The organism is Microbulbifer maximicatervae (SeqCode), from assembly GCF_052467225.1.
The window spans coordinates 4,983,110-4,999,774 of sequence record NZ_CP174303.1; the positions used below are offsets into that span (position 1 = coordinate 4,983,110).

14 protein-coding genes are annotated in these 16,665 nt (G+C 48.9%); 2 read left to right on the forward strand and 12 right to left on the reverse strand.

The window, feature by feature from the left end:
* The first annotated feature begins 76 nt into the window (after positions 1-76).
* On the forward strand, positions 77-1,468 hold the full coding sequence (locus tag ACJJIZ_RS21580; RefSeq protein ID WP_444914804.1) for a sigma-54-dependent transcriptional regulator: 1,392 nt from the start codon (positions 77-79) through the stop codon (positions 1,466-1,468).
* A gap of 81 nt (positions 1,469-1,549) precedes the next feature.
* Here ACJJIZ_RS21580 and ACJJIZ_RS21585 read toward each other — a convergent pair whose 3' ends face one another.
* From ACJJIZ_RS21585 to ACJJIZ_RS21610, 6 genes are read right to left on the reverse strand one after another with little or no spacing between them, the layout of a single operon-like run.
* Entirely contained in the window at positions 1,550-1,981 is a 432-nt protein-coding gene (locus ACJJIZ_RS21585) for a type IV pilin protein (protein ID WP_444914805.1), read from the reverse strand.
* A gap of 13 nt (positions 1,982-1,994) precedes the next feature.
* On the reverse strand, positions 1,995-5,486 hold the full coding sequence (locus ACJJIZ_RS21590; protein WP_444914806.1) for a pilus assembly protein: 3,492 nt from the start codon (positions 5,484-5,486) through the stop codon (positions 1,995-1,997).
* Positions 5,487-5,510: 24 nt separating this feature from the next.
* Complete coding sequence (locus ACJJIZ_RS21595; protein ID WP_444914807.1) at positions 5,511-6,059, reverse strand: pilus assembly PilX family protein; 549 nt, start codon at positions 6,057-6,059, stop codon at positions 5,511-5,513.
* A 14-nt stretch (positions 6,060-6,073) separates the two neighbouring features.
* Positions 6,074-7,126: a PilW family protein gene (locus tag ACJJIZ_RS21600; protein ID WP_444914808.1), complete on the reverse strand. Its 1,053-nt coding sequence runs from the start codon at positions 7,124-7,126 to the stop codon at positions 6,074-6,076.
* A gap of 11 nt (positions 7,127-7,137) precedes the next feature.
* Positions 7,138-7,575, reverse strand: a complete 438-nt coding sequence (gene pilV, locus ACJJIZ_RS21605) for a type IV pilus modification protein PilV (protein WP_444914809.1) — start codon at positions 7,573-7,575, stop codon at positions 7,138-7,140.
* A gap of 10 nt (positions 7,576-7,585) precedes the next feature.
* Positions 7,586-8,146 carry a GspH/FimT family pseudopilin gene (locus ACJJIZ_RS21610; RefSeq protein ID WP_444914810.1) on the reverse strand — a complete coding sequence of 187 codons (561 nt, stop codon included), beginning with the start codon at positions 8,144-8,146 and terminating at the stop codon, positions 7,586-7,588.
* A 198-nt stretch (positions 8,147-8,344) separates the two neighbouring features.
* Here ACJJIZ_RS21610 and ACJJIZ_RS21615 point away from each other — a divergent pair, with 198 nt between their 5' ends.
* Positions 8,345-8,857, forward strand: a complete 513-nt coding sequence (locus ACJJIZ_RS21615) for a GspH/FimT family pseudopilin (protein ID WP_444914811.1) — start codon at positions 8,345-8,347, stop codon at positions 8,855-8,857.
* Between the two features lie 41 nt (positions 8,858-8,898).
* Here the strand turns inward: ACJJIZ_RS21615 and ispH are convergent, their stop codons facing one another.
* The 6 genes from ispH to murJ all read right to left on the reverse strand — a co-directional run bounded on the left by ispH (position 8,899) and on the right by murJ (position 16,388).
* On the reverse strand, positions 8,899-9,831 hold the full coding sequence (gene ispH / locus ACJJIZ_RS21620; RefSeq protein ID WP_444914812.1) for a 4-hydroxy-3-methylbut-2-enyl diphosphate reductase: 933 nt from the start codon (positions 9,829-9,831) through the stop codon (positions 8,899-8,901).
* 43 nt (positions 9,832-9,874) lie between these two features.
* Positions 9,875-10,315, reverse strand: a complete 441-nt coding sequence (locus ACJJIZ_RS21625; protein ID WP_282934364.1) for an FKBP-type peptidyl-prolyl cis-trans isomerase — start codon at positions 10,313-10,315, stop codon at positions 9,875-9,877.
* A gap of 6 nt (positions 10,316-10,321) precedes the next feature.
* Positions 10,322-10,849, reverse strand: a complete 528-nt coding sequence (lspA, locus tag ACJJIZ_RS21630; protein WP_444892732.1) for a signal peptidase II — start codon at positions 10,847-10,849, stop codon at positions 10,322-10,324.
* Positions 10,842-13,646 (reverse strand): isoleucine--tRNA ligase, encoded by a 2,805-nt coding sequence (gene ileS / locus ACJJIZ_RS21635; RefSeq protein WP_444914813.1) that lies wholly within the window; start codon positions 13,644-13,646, stop codon positions 10,842-10,844. Before ileS ends, lspA begins: the two co-directional genes overlap by 8 nt.
* Positions 13,647-13,697: 51 nt before the next feature.
* Positions 13,698-14,678, reverse strand: coding sequence for a bifunctional riboflavin kinase/FAD synthetase (ribF, locus tag ACJJIZ_RS21640; protein ID WP_444914814.1), 981 nt, complete (start codon positions 14,676-14,678; stop codon positions 13,698-13,700).
* Positions 14,679-14,777: 99 nt separating this feature from the next.
* Complete coding sequence (gene murJ / locus ACJJIZ_RS21645) at positions 14,778-16,388, reverse strand: murein biosynthesis integral membrane protein MurJ (RefSeq protein ID WP_108731696.1); 1,611 nt, start codon at positions 16,386-16,388, stop codon at positions 14,778-14,780.
* Positions 16,389-16,665 lie beyond the last annotated feature (277 nt).

The following is a 16,665-nucleotide window of genomic DNA, read 5'->3' on the forward strand; positions in this document are numbered from 1 at the left end:
ATTAAGAAGATTTCTGACATAATTTCAGCTGATAAACCGCCAAATAATTTCACACAACAAGAAAAGACAAAAAATAATGCGACCTCTGGCACTGGTTGTTGACGACGAACCAGATATTTGTAACTTAATTAGCCTAACACTTAAGCGAATGGATGTGGATTGCCATAGTGCAGGCACACTCGCACAAGCCAAGGAGCTGCTATACAACAATAGCTACCAGTTTTGCCTTACAGATTTGCGCCTTCCCGATGGTGATGGCCTACAACTGGTTGAATATATTCAGCAGGGTATCGAATCGCATCTGCCTACAGCGGTCATCACCGCTCATGGCAATATGGATAGTGCAATTAAAGCACTGAAGCTGGGCGCATTTGACTTTGTCAGTAAACCTGTTGACTTAGAGCGCTTGAGAAATCTTGCTCAACTGGCTCTCCGTTTGAGTCATCACCAAAGCGGTGAGTTAACTCAGAGTGATACAGAGCTGTTGTTGGGTGATGCTGGCAACATGCGAGTTTTAAGGAATCAACTGGCAAAAGTTGCACGCAGTGATGCGCCTATATATATCAGCGGTGAGTCTGGGTCGGGAAAAGAACTGGCAGCTCGGTCTATTCATCAGCAAGGGGCCAGAGCTGATAAGCCTTTTGTCCCTATTAATTGCGGAGCAATTCCAAAAGAGTTAGTAGAAAGTGAATTTTTCGGGCACCGAAAAGGTAGCTTTACTGGCGCTTATAAAGACAAGATCGGCTTACTTCAAAGTGCAGAGGGGGGAACTCTGTTTCTCGATGAAATCGCTGACCTTCCCCTGGATATGCAGGTCAAACTGCTTAGGGCTATACAAGAAAAATCTGTTCGTCCCATAGGCGCAAATCAAGAAATCCCTATTGATATTCGCATTCTCAGCGCGACTCATAAGAATTTGGCTGCTGAAGTGGCAGAAGGGCGCTTTCGTAGCGACCTCTACTATCGAATCAATGTTATAGAGATCTCCATACCACCACTTCGCGAACGTATTGAAGATATTCCTGTTCTTGCACAAGCTATTATGCAAAGAATTGCACGGAAGCCCGGTCTACCCCGACCTAAAATACATCCTCAAGCAATGTTAGCTCTTCAGAAATTTCATTTTCCAGGAAATGTTAGACAACTGGAAAATATTCTCGAGAGAGCTTTCACTTTATGTGAGAAGGGAGAAATTAAAGAGTCAGACCTTAAGCTTGATCAAAATACGTCATCAACAAAAGAACTCCCTGAGTTTGGCCAACTCCCCGTAACATCAATTCCTTCACAGGGGTTATTTGACTCCTCTCAGCACACAACAATTGATGAATTTTTACAAGAGATCGAAAAAGAAGTTATAGAGAGCGCGTTAAGCAAGACAAAGTGGAATAGAACTGCGGCCGCAGAACGCCTTGGAATAAGCTTCCGCTCACTTCGTTACAGACTAAAGAAGCTAGGTCTAGAAACTTAACCAAGTAATTTGAGTAGCTCTACACCTATAGAGAGCCACTCAAATTTTGTTGGTATCAATTCACGAGAAATGAATTAAAAATCACCAACAATCATCTGCACTAGTTCCTGTCGCATCCGTAACGCCCGCTTGAGTTAAGGTAAAACTGGTGCAGTCGCTATCACCCGCTTGCGCAGACCCGGATTGCGGCAGTGCCGTTAAGGTATATGTCGTCGCGGTGAGGACCCCTGAAATCGAATAATAGTTATTTTGTGTAGACAGCGTGTTTCCATCGGTTATTTCATTTGCAACAGAGCAACCTGCATCATCATAAGCACTATAAGCGGTAAAGCAGCGCTGCAAGCGCTGCGCCACGTCATTCATTTCAACTTTAGCTTCCGCCCGATTGCTTTTTCGAACAGACTCCATATAGGAGGGGTAAGCAATTGCGCCCAAAATCCCAACTATTGCAACAACCAGCAAAACTTCTATTAAAGTAAATCCGTAATTTATACTCAAACTAGAGTTCTTCATAAAATGCTACTCTTTATGGTTGCCGCCAAGATAAACGATCACCATCTCGATAAAGCTCGCCATCAGGTCCTCCCATAGCACCTGACGTATCTGATGAAGGGATAAATATTTTTTTCCCTGCAATAATAACATCAGAAAAAGCGATGGTAGCGCTATCTTCTTTCGTATTGGGCTCATCCAGGATACTCTCATTTGCAAACCTAGGGTCGCCTAGCCCAATAAGTTCCATAGTCCAGCCTGTTGCACCGTAAGCACAGGGGTCCTCAGATGGTATTAGAGTCGGAAAAATTAAGCGATCTCGAATTAATAAGGGCTTACTGATAATTCTTTCACCTGTTACATTTACGGTAGATCCAGAAACCGCCCCAAAATCTAAATACCATCCTTTTTTAGTATCCCACCAAGAGGTATCACTATCCCCATTAATGGTTCTCGAACCAGAAGACTCTGAGATAGTTTTCTCAAACAACTCTGACCTATCTGTAGATGTGATATTAGTATCGTTATCAACAATGCCATAAAAAGTATGGACCACATCCCCTTCCCCATCATCAGCTGAAGATAAATAGCTACCTGTACCAAAGTACACCATAATAGCATTATCCACCTTCGAATTGGCTCCTAGCACTGGCGCTGCGGTGATAGGCTGTGGGCGGCCATTAATGTCATTTGCAGTGAATAAAGGCTCGGGGGATGACTCGCTTCCAAATGCAACCTTCCAACTGCTCTCAGATTCACTGCTCAGATCAAACTTCCACATATTGCCGTAAATATCGCCTGCATATGCAGCTCTAACTATCCCGTAGATATCAGGTAATAGTGATGGCCCAGCCAAACCATTATCGGTTGAGCTACCGGCCTCTAATACTTCAATATCGCTGGGATCAGCCAAATCGACAATCACTAATGAGGCAGTATCATTATCGGAGTTGTATCCATTTCCAAAAATTAACTTCCAACCAGCTGGTGTAGGCGCAATAAGCGGTTGCCCAATAATATTTCCTATACTGTCATCATCTGAACTATCCAGTTCAAACAGAACTTCTGGGCTCGATGGGTTAGTTACATCAAGAACAAACAGGCCCTCTGATCCAGCACCGTAAGTACCCACTAAAATATTCCGCCATGATTCACTGGCGCCCTTCTTAAAGTAAGCATCGCTTACATATAAGGGGCCATCCACAATATACTCATGGGGGTTAGATTCAGTGCCGTAATCAGTCTCTGTTAAATCAGCCAACTTTTCATAAGCGCCCGATGGAATATAAGCAAACTCCTCGACACCAGTGGCAGAGTTTAGCCCATGCAACATTCCATCGTTGGCACTCACATAGAGAATTTCTTTCGAGCGAGCTTCTTTAGTATCTGATAAGTAAGAAGCGTATTTGTCTCCACCAAGGTAAGTGGGTAGAGACGAATAATACATATCCTTATTATCCGCTAATGCTGGGCTGCTATTAACAACATCACCCAACAAATAAGTTCGGCTACGCATTCCTGAGATCGATTTACCCCACAACCATTCCAAACGCTCCTCACCGACAGAATCATTATCAGTTCCAATCAGGGCTGATTTTTGTTTGTCTGTTAAATTATTCCAAGTAAAGCTCACTGTATCGGAGCCATCATAAGTGAGTATCGTTCGACCCGACGTGGGTATTTTCCCTGAAGACGAAGTACTCCACTTAGCGGTGGAGCTTAAGCTTCCATCTGTATCCATCGCAAAAGCTTTGACTTCACCACTCCAGTCGTTTGAATCAAATAGTGCTTGGAAAACCAACGTATCAGTTCCCAGACGGGTGGAGTTGGCAGCAACTGCCGATGATGATCCAGCGCGCCCACTAATATCACTTAATACTGCTGTTAGTTGATCAGCAAAAGTTTTGGAATCACTTGCGCTGTAGAAACCTCCACGACTATTCAGAGAGGCATGTAATAGATCGTCCAATTTATTTGCATCACTAGAGTCTGGATCTCCCCAAGAAATAGCGGTGCTGGTGTCAATCGCATTAAATGCAGTAGTCGGGTCAACGTTGCCTGTAACTCCAAGTGCAACCCCAAAAGTCACCATATGTTGCCAGGTTGCTGTATCAATACTTCCTTCAGCTTGGTTTACACTATTTGATAGATTTGTGTTTAAGTCAGTTTTCCAATAATGCATGGCAATATCTGCCAATGTATTCGCATATGAATCAGAGAATGGCGCGCCGTAAGTTCCATCCACATTACCGTAATAACCAACTTCGTCACTACCATAATCATTACCATAACCATCTGTCATCAGAATGGTATAGCTGGATCTACAGGCAATATCAGAGCTAGTGCTACTGCTTTCTCCAGGTGTTGAAGACCAAGGCCCCCTGCTATCCGTGCGACTGTAGTACTTACCCGCTGCTTCCAGAGCGTTTAATAGAGGGGTCCCTTGTGAAGGAATCGTTGTTCCATACAGCCTCTCAAAGAAATTCTCTCTATCGGTATCCTTAAAAGCGCGCACCCCCTCAAGGATCACATCAGTGCTATAGCCATCAATAGTTTTACCATCAGTATTCAGTGTACCAAAACCTACACGCAACCCCTCCCCTTGGGCTGAAAAAGCATGTCCGATCCCTGCTCGGGACATCAATACACGAGAGCGATGGTAGCTATACCAGTTAGCAAAATTCTGAATTTCCTCTGCATAGGTACAAGCACTTGAATCTGCGCAGTCCGTTCGCGCAGTGCCCCCCGCATAGGTACTCCCATCATTCTTAATTTGGATACGATCATAGCTACTAGAAAAATAAACGTCTGATGAAGCTGTCCCTTTATAATTAAAATAGGTAGCGGGATAGAAAGTAAGGTCTCCGCTCTCACACAGATTGTTAAATGAATTACTCGAATCCTTAGTAGCGCTATTTTTTATCCAACAATTTGCACTCTGCGTATTATTTACCGTGAGATTGCGCCAGCCTTTAGACGTATCATAAGGGTTGTGATATGCCTTTTGAGGATTTGCATCAGAAAATTCATTGCCATTTTCGTCCTCCTCAGCCCATGGAAGATACAAAATAGTCGGATCATAATAAGATTTGTTATTGTATGAAGAGCGATAATAGGCAGCCCATTTATTGTCACTATCAAATTTTGCTATGGTCTGCTTATCGTTGGAGCCATTCCAATAATCACAACCGGAAGATGAAGAGCTATTGTAAGGGCAGGGCGTTAATCGCACGGCAGTATTACTACTGCCAGCTTCAGTCTGCGGAAAGGTATAACGGACCGGATAACTTGTGTATCCCTTTTTCTTAGAAATATAAAAATAGTCGGTAATCTCCGAGGGAGTAACTTCAAACTGCATTGATCCAGAGTCATCCAAAATAAACATAATATTTGGATCGACCGAAGTACTTAAAAACAGTGGCTGTTGGGCAAAATCAAGGGATACCGCACTATGTGATATTCCTAAACTTAAAAATGCGGCCGAAATTGTCGAGGCGCTTTTTAATTTTCTTACAAGACTAATCATAATCATTATTCCAAGCGCAAATTATTAACGAACAGTAGTAGACTGGAGAATTACTACGGTACTATCACTACCGCCGACGCCGCGACTAGTAATTCGGTAGTACTCTGGCGCCTCATCACCAGCTAAGCAAGCCTGATCAATACAGCCACCGTCATTGGCATTCCAATCTGGTCCAGTAAATCTCTCGACGACATAAACCGGCTGACTGGCAACCCCGCTGAGTTTGAGATCGGTCGAAACCGAGACGCTGTCCCAGTCATAATCCAGCCAAAACTCAGTCGCAGAAGAGCCATCCATTTTTTCAACATATCCAACATTAGTTCCATCGTAAAGCTGACTTATCGAACGGTTAAAGTCCTCTACCAGCCTAACCTCAGCAACCCGCAATGCAGCTTCCGCGGCCTGGAATGCAAGCTGGCGATCGCGCATATTACCGGCCATTAACTCCTGCATACCACTTCCGCGAATCGCCGCCAGCCCGATAAAAGTCATCAATAATAAAATGATCAGTCCAACAAGTAATGTTGCCCCACCTTGCTGTTGCAGGCTTTTAACATAAGGCCTTTCTTTCATTTTCCCACCCCCAATTACGGCAAACTACGGCTACGGAGAGATATGATACTCGTGAAAACTTGACGCAGGCGCCTATCACCTGGGTCGAGGTCCTCCTCTCCATTGAAACTGTATAGCTGCGTTTCCTGAAGTACATTGTCGTCGTCGGAAGAAACCAATAACTCCACTTTAATACTGACTAATCTTTCCCAGTCGTTACTGGAGATTTCTTTAGCAGTTTTAAATTCATCTGGATTATTAGTATCCAATCCGTAAGTGATCTGCATTTGTTCAACCCCAGTTAAGAGTTCTTGAGATTCACCATTTACCTCTCGAAACAAACTTGGGCGGCCGGAGGTACCATTATCGATATAATAAAATGTACTGGTTGCTACAAAAACCTGCGCATCATCGTCATCGAAGTATTTGTCTTGGTTTCTTTGGCTATCTCCAAAGGTCTCATATCCCTTTTTATTTCCCGGTGTAAAGCCATCGGCATCTGAGTGATATAGCCCAATTTCCCCAGGCCTACTTCCAGTGTCAAACCCAGTCACTTGGAAAGCTAGCGCCTTTGTACAATCGGCAACTATCAAAATATCATTGGCACAGATACCGCTGTATTTATCTTCATCTCCATCGCAGCCACCTTCTTCAATTCCGGTATTTTCAATATAAAATCGATCGTTCAATGATTTCTCAGCTACGTCCACAGCCGTGCCATTCGCACTTCTCAACAACAAAACATCCGAATCTTCGGAGTGGTTTGGATAGCTTGGGTCGATTTGGTCATGATCGATTCCCTCTGCAGGATCAGCAAAATTATAAAGCGTTGTTTCGCTATCATTTAATATGTTTTCAAAATCACCGGTCGCGGTATTCATACAGCCGAGAAAACCGGCCATACGTATATCTTCACTCATGAAATCAATTGCAAGGCGCCCAGTTTCCTGCACCCTAGCGATAGCCTGCTGACTCGTAAATGTGACTTTACTCGATAAGAAAAGCTGTACCACTCCAGCCATCAATACCAAGCCAACGGTAATAGACACCATAAGCTCTACAAGAGAGATTCCTCGCTGCTTAAACATTACAATTTCCACTAAATTACTGTCATATATTGAAAGCTACTAGTACCTTCATCATCACCAGTGCCAGTGGAATCCTCCTCCCCCCACTGGACAATCACCGTACATACATCATTTACATCACAACTAATTCCCCCCGTACCCGCCGGGAGGAGATCTGACAGCAAGTTTCGCCACTCACCTAAATCAATATCAGCGCGGTTTGAACTCGCAGTTGGCGTGGGATCATCAACATCTATCTCATAGTCTGATAAATTCTCACGATTAGCTCTTAAACGCTCAAATACATCTTGAGCCAGAACATTCGCCTGTGAGCGCATATAAGCACTGTGATTGTATTGCAGCGCTTTGTTTTGTAGCGCTGCTAAGCCAAGCAGTGATGTGGAAAGAATTAATACAGTTACCATCACTTCGATTAACCCTACTCCACGCTGGGAATTTAGTAATTTCACTTCACCCTCCTTAGCAGTCGGTTTTCGACACGCTTATCAAACCGGCTGCTCCAAGCGTCATTGTTCTTTCATTGGTGCCAGTACATTTAGAGTTTTTCACCGTTATCGAGGTATCGGTAAAGCGCCCCAATGTACCTAAACTTGTATAGCGGATGAACTTTGTAGCGGCTCCCTGTACAACTTGAATCTCAGCACTCTCGTCATCGATCTCCCATACTCTTATTAGCTCACTCACTACAGGCTCCAGCGCGCTGTCAGTAACAGCGCCATCAGCAAACACTATCCATCCTTGGTTCCAGGTATCAGCAGCTCCACAACTTGCTCCATTGGTACTCGCACAGATAGAAACCCTTCCGCCACGCCGCACGGCCTCGGATCGGGCAAAGTTAAGAGCCCCTGCGAGGTCCTCAGCCAACGCCACTGAGCGGCTGTTGTTGATCATGTCCTTAAAGCTCGGGACTGCAATACCAACAAGGACAGCCAAAACCACAAGGGTGGTCATCAACTCTATTAGCGTAAATCCATATTGTTTCCGGATAAGACTACCCTGATCTAAGTTCCTAAATTGCATCTATTTCAAACGCCTGTGCTAATAATTCAGAGTTCACTTTACCGCCAAACACCTAGAAAGAGAAAAAGACCGTGGATATAGTCGGAAAAGTAGCATTTCAATTCGTTATCAAACCAGATCAAACCGACTAGCGGCCATTTCAGCAGATTCAATGGTCATTTAAATGAGACCTGCGTCTAAAAATCCTTGGAGGGAGCCATGACTCAGCGGGGGTTTACGCTACTAGAGCTACTAATCACTCTTTGTATTTTATCGATACTTTTATTTATCGGTCTGCCAAGCTTTACGCAGATTATTGAAAAAACACAGCTGGAGTTTGCGGGGGAGGAACTAATTAGTGCTATTCAGCTAACAAGAAATACGGCTGTTGTGAAGAATCAGCGCGTCACTATGCGCAACTCTGGAAGCTGGGATCTTGGGTGGGAGATTTTTATCGATGCCGACAATGACGGTTCCCGCGGTGAAAGAGACACTCTAGTAATGTCTGGGGCTGGATTAGATAAAGTGCAGGTTCTATCTAACTCTCCACTTAGAGATTACATTTCCTTTATTGGAACCGGTGAAAGTCGCAAGGCAGGCTCTCCACAAGGCGCATTACAAATGGGAAGCCTCTATGTTTGCACCCTTGATGGATCACAGGGCCTAGCCCTGATATTGTTTCACAGCGGTCGCCTGAGAGTCGAGCAGGCGAATCAAAGCCAATGCTCCTAGCCTCCTAAAACCAAAGGGAAAGGAGGCGCGAGAAGTTTTGATTATTTGAGTTCTTTAGGCAGGGAAAATCGTATATTTTCAGCTCGCCCATCCATTTCTTCTGGAAGGCTTGCACCAAGTTGTTGCAATCGGCTAACGACTCCCTGCACCAAAATTTCTGGTGCTGAGGCCCCGGCTGTGATCCCTATAGCCGCCTTACCCTGGAGCCAATCCGCATCGATATCATCTGCACCATCGATCAATTTGGCAGCAGCACCACAGCGTTCAGCGAGTTCACGCAGGCGATTAGAGTTAGAACTATTCGGGCTACCAACAACAAGGACCAGGTCACTTTCCAGAGCCAGCTGCTTTACAGCATCCTGGCGATTCTGGGTCGCGTAACAGATATCATCTTTTCGCGGCCCACGGATTTCAGGGAAACGCACTCTCAGGGCATCAATTACTCGAGCGGTATCATCCATGGATAGTGTTGTTTGGGTAACATAGGCGAGATTACTCTCGTCTTTAACAGTTAACTTCGCAACATCCTCTTCGTCTTCAACCAGGTAAATGGCACCGCCAGCAGAGTTGTCATACTGCCCCATTGTGCCCTCCACTTCCGGGTGCCCAGCGTGGCCGATAAGTATGCACTCAGCACCGTCGGTGCTGAACTTACTCACTTCAATATGCACCTTGGTAACCAGCGGGCAAGTAGCATCGAATACACGCAGGCCGCGCTCTCCAGCTTCGCGCTGCACAGCTTTTGAAACACCGTGAGCACTGAAGATAACGATAACATCATCGGGCACTTCATCGAGTTCATCGACAAAGACCGCACCGCGCTCTTTCAGACTTTCCACCACAAATTTATTGTGCACCACTTCATGGCGGACATAGATCGGCGCACCAAATACATCCAGGGCGCGATTCACAATATCAATTGCCCGATCAACACCGGCACAAAAGCCCCGGGGGTTAGCCATTCGGATTTGCATGTCTACTTCAGTACCCTACTTGCTACAAAGAGGGAACCCGACCCTATTGGATCGAATCCACCGCAATAATTTTCACATGGAAATTTAAGGTTTGACCGGCCAATGGATGATTAAAGTCGACGGTAACATCGTCCTCACCAATCTCACTGATTACTCCGGGGAGTTCGCCGCTGCCATTGTCAAAAGAGACTACCAATCCGCGCTCCAGCTCCATATCGGGAGAAAAGGTATCCCGGCGCACCTTTTGCAGGTTTTCCGGGTTGCGCTGACCAAATCCTATCTCCGGCGGTATCTCGATCTCGGCTTCATCCCCCGCTTTTAAACCAAAAAGGGCTTTTTCAAAGCCCGGCAGCAAACTGCCATCGCCAACACTGAAAGAGGCTGGGTCACCTTTGAAGGTTGAATCCACCTCAGTGCCATCATCCAATTTTAGGCTAAAGTGCAGTGTCACCCGGCAGTGTTCACCGATAACGGCATTACTCATAGTTCGTTAGACTTCCACGTTATTTTTTGCTTTGCCACTTTCTTTTTCTGCAAAAAAAAGTAGCTCAATAACCAGCATTGCAGCGCCGATACTAATTCCCATATCCGCAACATTGAATACCGGGAAGTGCCAGTTGCCGTAATAGACCGAAATAAAATCCCTTACGTAACCCAGCAGCACTCGATCCCAAAGGTTGCCCAAGGCCCCCCCCAGAATTAGCGCCAGGGCACAGGGTTCCCAGCGCTTTGTTGTCGGCAGGCGCCATAGCCAAACACTGACAACAACGCTAAATACAAAGGCAATAATTCCGAAAAACCACCGCTGCCATCCCCCAGCATCAGACAGGAAGCTAAAGGCAGCACCGTAGTTTTCCGCATAAGTAAATTGCAGCAAGCCGGGAATAATTTGCATTGAAGGGCCGTGCATAAACATATCCACGGCCCAGACTTTGCTGGCGATATCGAGGACAACCACCACCAGCGCCAGCCAGTACCAGCGCCATGGATGCCCCCAAACAGGGTTGGAACTAGGCATAGTGCCTCACTTCTCCTTCACCAGAAACGTTTTCCACGCAGCGCTCACAAATGTCTGGATACTCTGCTGATACACCCACATCGGCACGGTAATGCCAACAGCGCGCACACTTGGGGTGATCCACTTTGCTTACGCTGACTTTCAATCCTTCCAGCTCTGTGGACTCTGCACCGGCAGCATCGCTGAGCGGCTGCACAGAAGTGGAGGAGCAAATCAAAACAAAGCGCAACTCGTCTTCGAGCTCCAGAAGCTTTTCGCGCAGGTCATCCTCGGCGAACAGAGTCACCGCTGCTTGCAGGGAGCCGCCAATAGCACCAGCTCCACGCTGCTCTTCAAGCACCTTGTTTACCGCAGTTTTTACTTCGGCCATGGCGGCCCAATAGTCCGCACCTTTAACCGAGTCTGCTGGCAGCTTCGGCAGCGAATACCATTCTTCAATAAAGATGCTGTCCGCTTTGGCACCGGGAATAAACTGCCACAGTTCTTCTGCGGTAAAGCTCAGGATAGGCGCAATCCAGCGAACAAATGCCTGAACAATATGATAGAGGGCAGTTTGCGCAGAGCGGCGTGCAGTACTGTCCTCTTTAGTGGTGTACTGGCGATCTTTGATGATATCCAGGTAGAAGCCACCCATTTCCACGACGCAGAAGTTATGTAACTTCTGATAGATCTGGTGGAACTGGTAGTTATCGTAAGCCGCGATAATTTCATCCTGTAGACGCGCAGCCTTATCCAGCGCCCAGCGATCCAGCGCCAGAAGTTCACTCTCCGGCAACAAATCTTTTTCCGGGTCAAACCCAGCCAGGTTGGACAGGAAGAAACGAGCCGTATTGCGCAAGCGACGGTAAGAGTCCGCTGTGCGTTTCAGGATCTCATCGGAAACCGCCATTTCACCACTGAAGTCTGTAGCGGAAACCCAAAGGCGCAATACATCTGCACCCAACTTGTTGATTACATCCAGTGGTGCAACGGTATTGCCGATGGACTTGGACATTTTCCGTCCCTGTGCATCTACCGTGAAACCGTGGGTCAACACTTGCTTATAAGGGGCACAATCGTTGATGGCGATGGAGGTCTTCAGTGAAGACTGGAACCAGCCTCGGTGCTGATCAGAGCCCTCAAGGTACAGATCTGCCGGGAAACGCAGGCCGTTGCGGCGCTCCAGTACGGCATAGTGAGTCACACCTGAATCGAACCAGACATCCAGGGTGTCGGTAACCTTTTGATATTGGTCTGCCTCATCTCCCAGGAGCTCCTGCGGGTCCAGGTCAAACCAAACATCCATACCCTCGGCATCGACCTTTTCAGCCACTTTCTCCATCAAAGCGGGAGTGTCCGGGTGGATTTCATGGGTCTCTTTGTGAACAAACAAAGCGATGGGCACACCCCAGGTGCGCTGGCGGGAAATACACCAATCCGGACTGCCATCGAGCATGGCATCGATACGAGCCTTGCCCCAACCGGGGATCCACTGAACTTCATCCGCTGCCTTCTGTGCATTCTCCAGAAGATCATTCTGCTGCATGCTCACAAACCACTGCGGAGTCGCGCGGTAAATAAGCGGCGTCTTGGTGCGCCAGCAGTGGGGGTAGCTGTGCTCCATCTTACCCTGGTGCAGAAGTACTCCGCGCTCCTGTAACAGGGCCACAATTTTGTCGTCCACCTTGTAGACGTGCTCACCGGCAAACAGCGGTACCATATCGCGGTATACGCCATTGTCATCGATATAGTTCAGGGAATCGATGCCGTAGCGCTTGCCCACCTGGAAGTCATCGGGACCATGGTCCGGCGCAGTGTGTACACAGCCTGTACCTGCATCAGTGGTGACATGGTCGCCGAGGATCATCGGCAATTGCTTCTCGTAGAAAGGATGGTTTAGCTTCAGGTGCTCCAAGGCAGCACCGCGAATACGGCCTACCACTTCACCTTCGAGCCCCGCCTTCTCCAATACGGCGTCCTTGAGTGCTTCGGCAACGAGTAATCGGCGCTCGGCCGTTTGCACCACAACATATTCCAGCTCAGCATTGACAGAAACCGCTTGGCTGGAAGGAAGCGTCCAGGGGGTTGTGGTCCAGATAACAACGGATAGGGGGCCTTCACCCGCGTGTCCACCTGCCGCATCGGCGATAGCCAGGGATGTCTCTTCCGTCGCCGGATAGCAAACGTAAATGGAGTAGGAGGTTTTATCCTGATACTCCACTTCCGCTTCCGCCAGAGCTGATCCGCCCACAACGCTCCAGTACACAGGCTTGAAACCCCGTGCCAAATGGCCATTTTTGACCACTCGCCCAAGCGCGCGGATGATATCGCCTTCAAATTGGAAATCCATGGTGCGGTAGGGATTGTCCCATTCACCGAACACCCCCAGGCGAATAAAGTCTTTCTTCTGTCCGTCCACCTGCTTGGCTGCGTATTCGCGGCACTTCTGGCGGAAAGTTTTGTGATCCACCTTTGCGCCAGCCTTGCCAATCTTTTTCTCGACGCGGTGCTCAATCGGCAGGCCGTGGCAGTCCCAGCCAGGCACATAAGGAGCGTCAAAACCGCTCAGGGTTTTCGACTTGATAATAATATCTTTGAGAATCTTGTTGACCGAGTGACCTATGTGAATATCCCCGTTGGCGTAGGGAGGACCGTCGTGCAGGATAAACTGCTCGCGCCCCGCCCGCGCTTCGCGGATTTTTTCGTAGAGCTTGGTTTCCTGCCACTTCTTTAAAATAGCCGGCTCGCGCTGGGGCAGATTGCCGCGCATAGGAAAGTCGGTCTCAGGCAGGTTTAAGGTCACTTTATAATCAGTCATTGGATGTCTACTTCAGCTCTAGTAGAGAAAAATTCATCGTCTATACACCAGTTAGTGCCCCTTGGGGTTTTGCACAAACCAGTCTTTAGCATCGTCAATATCCTGAGCGATGCGGGCTTTGAGGATTTCCAGGGAGGCAAACTTCTCTTCATTGCGAAGTTTGTGGCAAAACTCTACCGCTAGTTCTTTCCCGTAGAGGTTGCCATCAAAATCAAACAAGTTGACTTCCAGTAGTGGCCGGGCGCCCTCTCCCTCAACTGTTGGGCGAAACCCCACATTGGCAACACCGTCAATTCCCGGCCGCCCAGCTGCGAGTTCACTTCCATTCGCGGCTTTGGTGCGAACGGTGTAAACGCCAACCAGCGGGGAGCGGTAGCGGTGCAAACGCACATTGGCTGTGGGAGCACCCAGTTGCCGGCCCAAGGCGCGCCCGGGGGCAACCCGTCCGGTAATACTGTAAGGGCGTCCGAGTAAGGCCTCGGCCAACTCAAACTCGCCCCGCTGCAAGGCTTCGCGAATGCGGGTGCTGCTCACCCGGGCTCCGCGAATCTCAAGCGTAGCCGTGTCTTCCACCGTGAATCCATTTTCGGCCCCGGCGCCCTGGAGAAATTGATAATCGCCACTGCGATCACAGCCGAAGCGGAAATCGTCTCCCACCACCAAATGGCGGATTCCAAGGCCGTCCACCAGAATACGGCGCACAAAGGCATCGGCACTCAGATTGCGCAGTTTCTCGTTAAACTGCAGGCACAGCACCCGGTCGGCACCAGCATCAAATAGCGCCAATACCTTCTCTTTAAAGCGCATCAGACGCGCGGGCGCCCTTTCCCCAGAGAAGAACTCATGTGGCTGGGGCTCAAAGATAATCGCCACCGAGGGCAGATCATGTTCCTGCGCGCGCTGCTTGAGCTGCGCAATAATCGCCTGGTGACCGAGGTGTACACCATCGAACGAGCCGATTGTCGCCACGCTTCCCCGGTGGCGGGGGCGCAGGTTGTGCAACCCGCGGATTAGTTCGCGCTCCTGGGCCAAAGCGATTTTCCCATCCTCATAAAATCGAGCCGCACAGTATAGCGGATTCCCACTGGGCGGCCAGAGGCCATATTTATCCAGATATGCCCACTTAAAAAACTAACTTGTGGCGCGGAAGTGGCGGGGGCGCAATCCTGAAACCAGTAAAACGGACAGATAGGTCGCTCCCCCCGCAGCTACGATCAGCCCCATACGCCAGGCGCGGTCATACCAGGCCCATTCACTCCACTGTGACCACAGGTGCAGGGCCCCGAGCAAAATCGCAACCATCGCCAAATTCGCCAGAAGCAACCTTACCAGGTAAGTGCCCCACCCAGCCTCAGGTTTATAGACATCATCTCGACGCAGGCCTTTATAGAGGAGCCAGGCGTTAATAGCGGCCTGACAAGCCGTAGCCAGTGCCAGACCCATATGGCCGAGCTTGAAGTAGTAGTTAAGCGGTATCACAAACAGCAGGCTCAACACCATTTTGGCCGAGATAGCGATTAAGCCAAAGCGCACTGGGGTGTAGGTATCCTGGCGGGCAAAATAGCCCGGCGCCAGCACTTTAATCAGCATAAACGCCAACAACCCCATGGCATAAGCGCGCAGGGACCAGGCGGCCATTTGCATATCGCGCGGCTGCATCTGCCCATACTGAAAAAGGGTTGTCAGGAGCGGCTCAGCCAGTACCACCAAGGCTACAGAAGCGGGCAGAGAAATTAGTGTGACACTGCGCAAAGCCCAGTCGAGGGTATGACGGAACCGGCGAGGATCTCCGTCAGTGTGCTGACGCGACAAGCTCGGCAGAATTACCGTGGCCACTGCAACCCCAAACACCCCCAAGGGCAGCTCGGTGAGCCGGTCGGAAAAATAGAGCCAGGAAACACTGCCGCTGGGCAGGAATGAAGCCAGCAGAGTGTCCATCACCAGGCTGATCTGAGTCACTGACACACCAAAAATCGCCGGCGCCATCAGGCGTAAAATTTTACGCACTCCTTTGTGCTGCCAATCCCACTTAGGGCTAGGCAGCAAACCTTCACGAGCGAGAAAAGGCAGTTGAAACAGCAGCTGCACCACCCCCGCAACAAAAACGCCCCAAGCCAGCGCCATAATTTGCGGATCAAACCAGCTGGTAGCAACAGTCGCCGCAGCAATCAAAACCAGGTTGAGCATCACCGGGGTAAGCGCCGGAATCGCAAAACGATCGAAAGTATTGAGTATTGCCCCGGTAAATCCCGCCAGGGAAATCAGCATTAAATAGGGAAAGGTGATCTGCAACATATCGGTAGCGAGATCGAACTTCTCACGCTCACTGCCGTCCCACCACCAACCAAAAGCAAAAATACCCGTCACTAGTGGAGCGCAGAGAACACCAAACAGAGTAACCAACAAAAGTACGCCGCCAAGGGCGCCAGCAACCCGGTCATTTAACTCTCGCGCAGCCGCCTTACCGCCCTTTTGGCGGTATTCGGCCAGTACCGGCACAAAGGCCTGGGCAAATGCACCTTCGGCAAATAAGCGGCGGAAAAAGTTGGGAATCTTGAATGCGACAAAAAAGGCATCGGCAGCATCGCCCGCACCGGCAAAGCGGGCCAGTGCCACGTCGCGAACCAGCCCGGCCACTCGCGACAGCATAGTGGCAGCACCGACAACGGAACTGCCCCGCAGCAATCTGGAAGCACCAGATTTTTCGACTGCCTGTTCCTGAGCTGGGGATGACTGCGACAAAACTCGGACTCCTGGCGAAAGTTGAAACTTGTTGGCCGGCAAGTCTACCCCAAAACCTGGGGATATATGGGCTCCTCTACAGAGCTGAGGCCCTGCGACTGCGGGACCGCGAGCCTATACTAAGAGCGAGCTAGTCGCGCCACCCATGGAGCTGGTGGTGCGGGGAGAGAAGGGATGACCATTAGTGCTTTGATTATTGCCCTGGTTCTGGCAATTGTGCGGTACATAGCAGCTGTTGATGGCCCCAGCCCCGTCTGTCCATCCACCCCCTGCTATA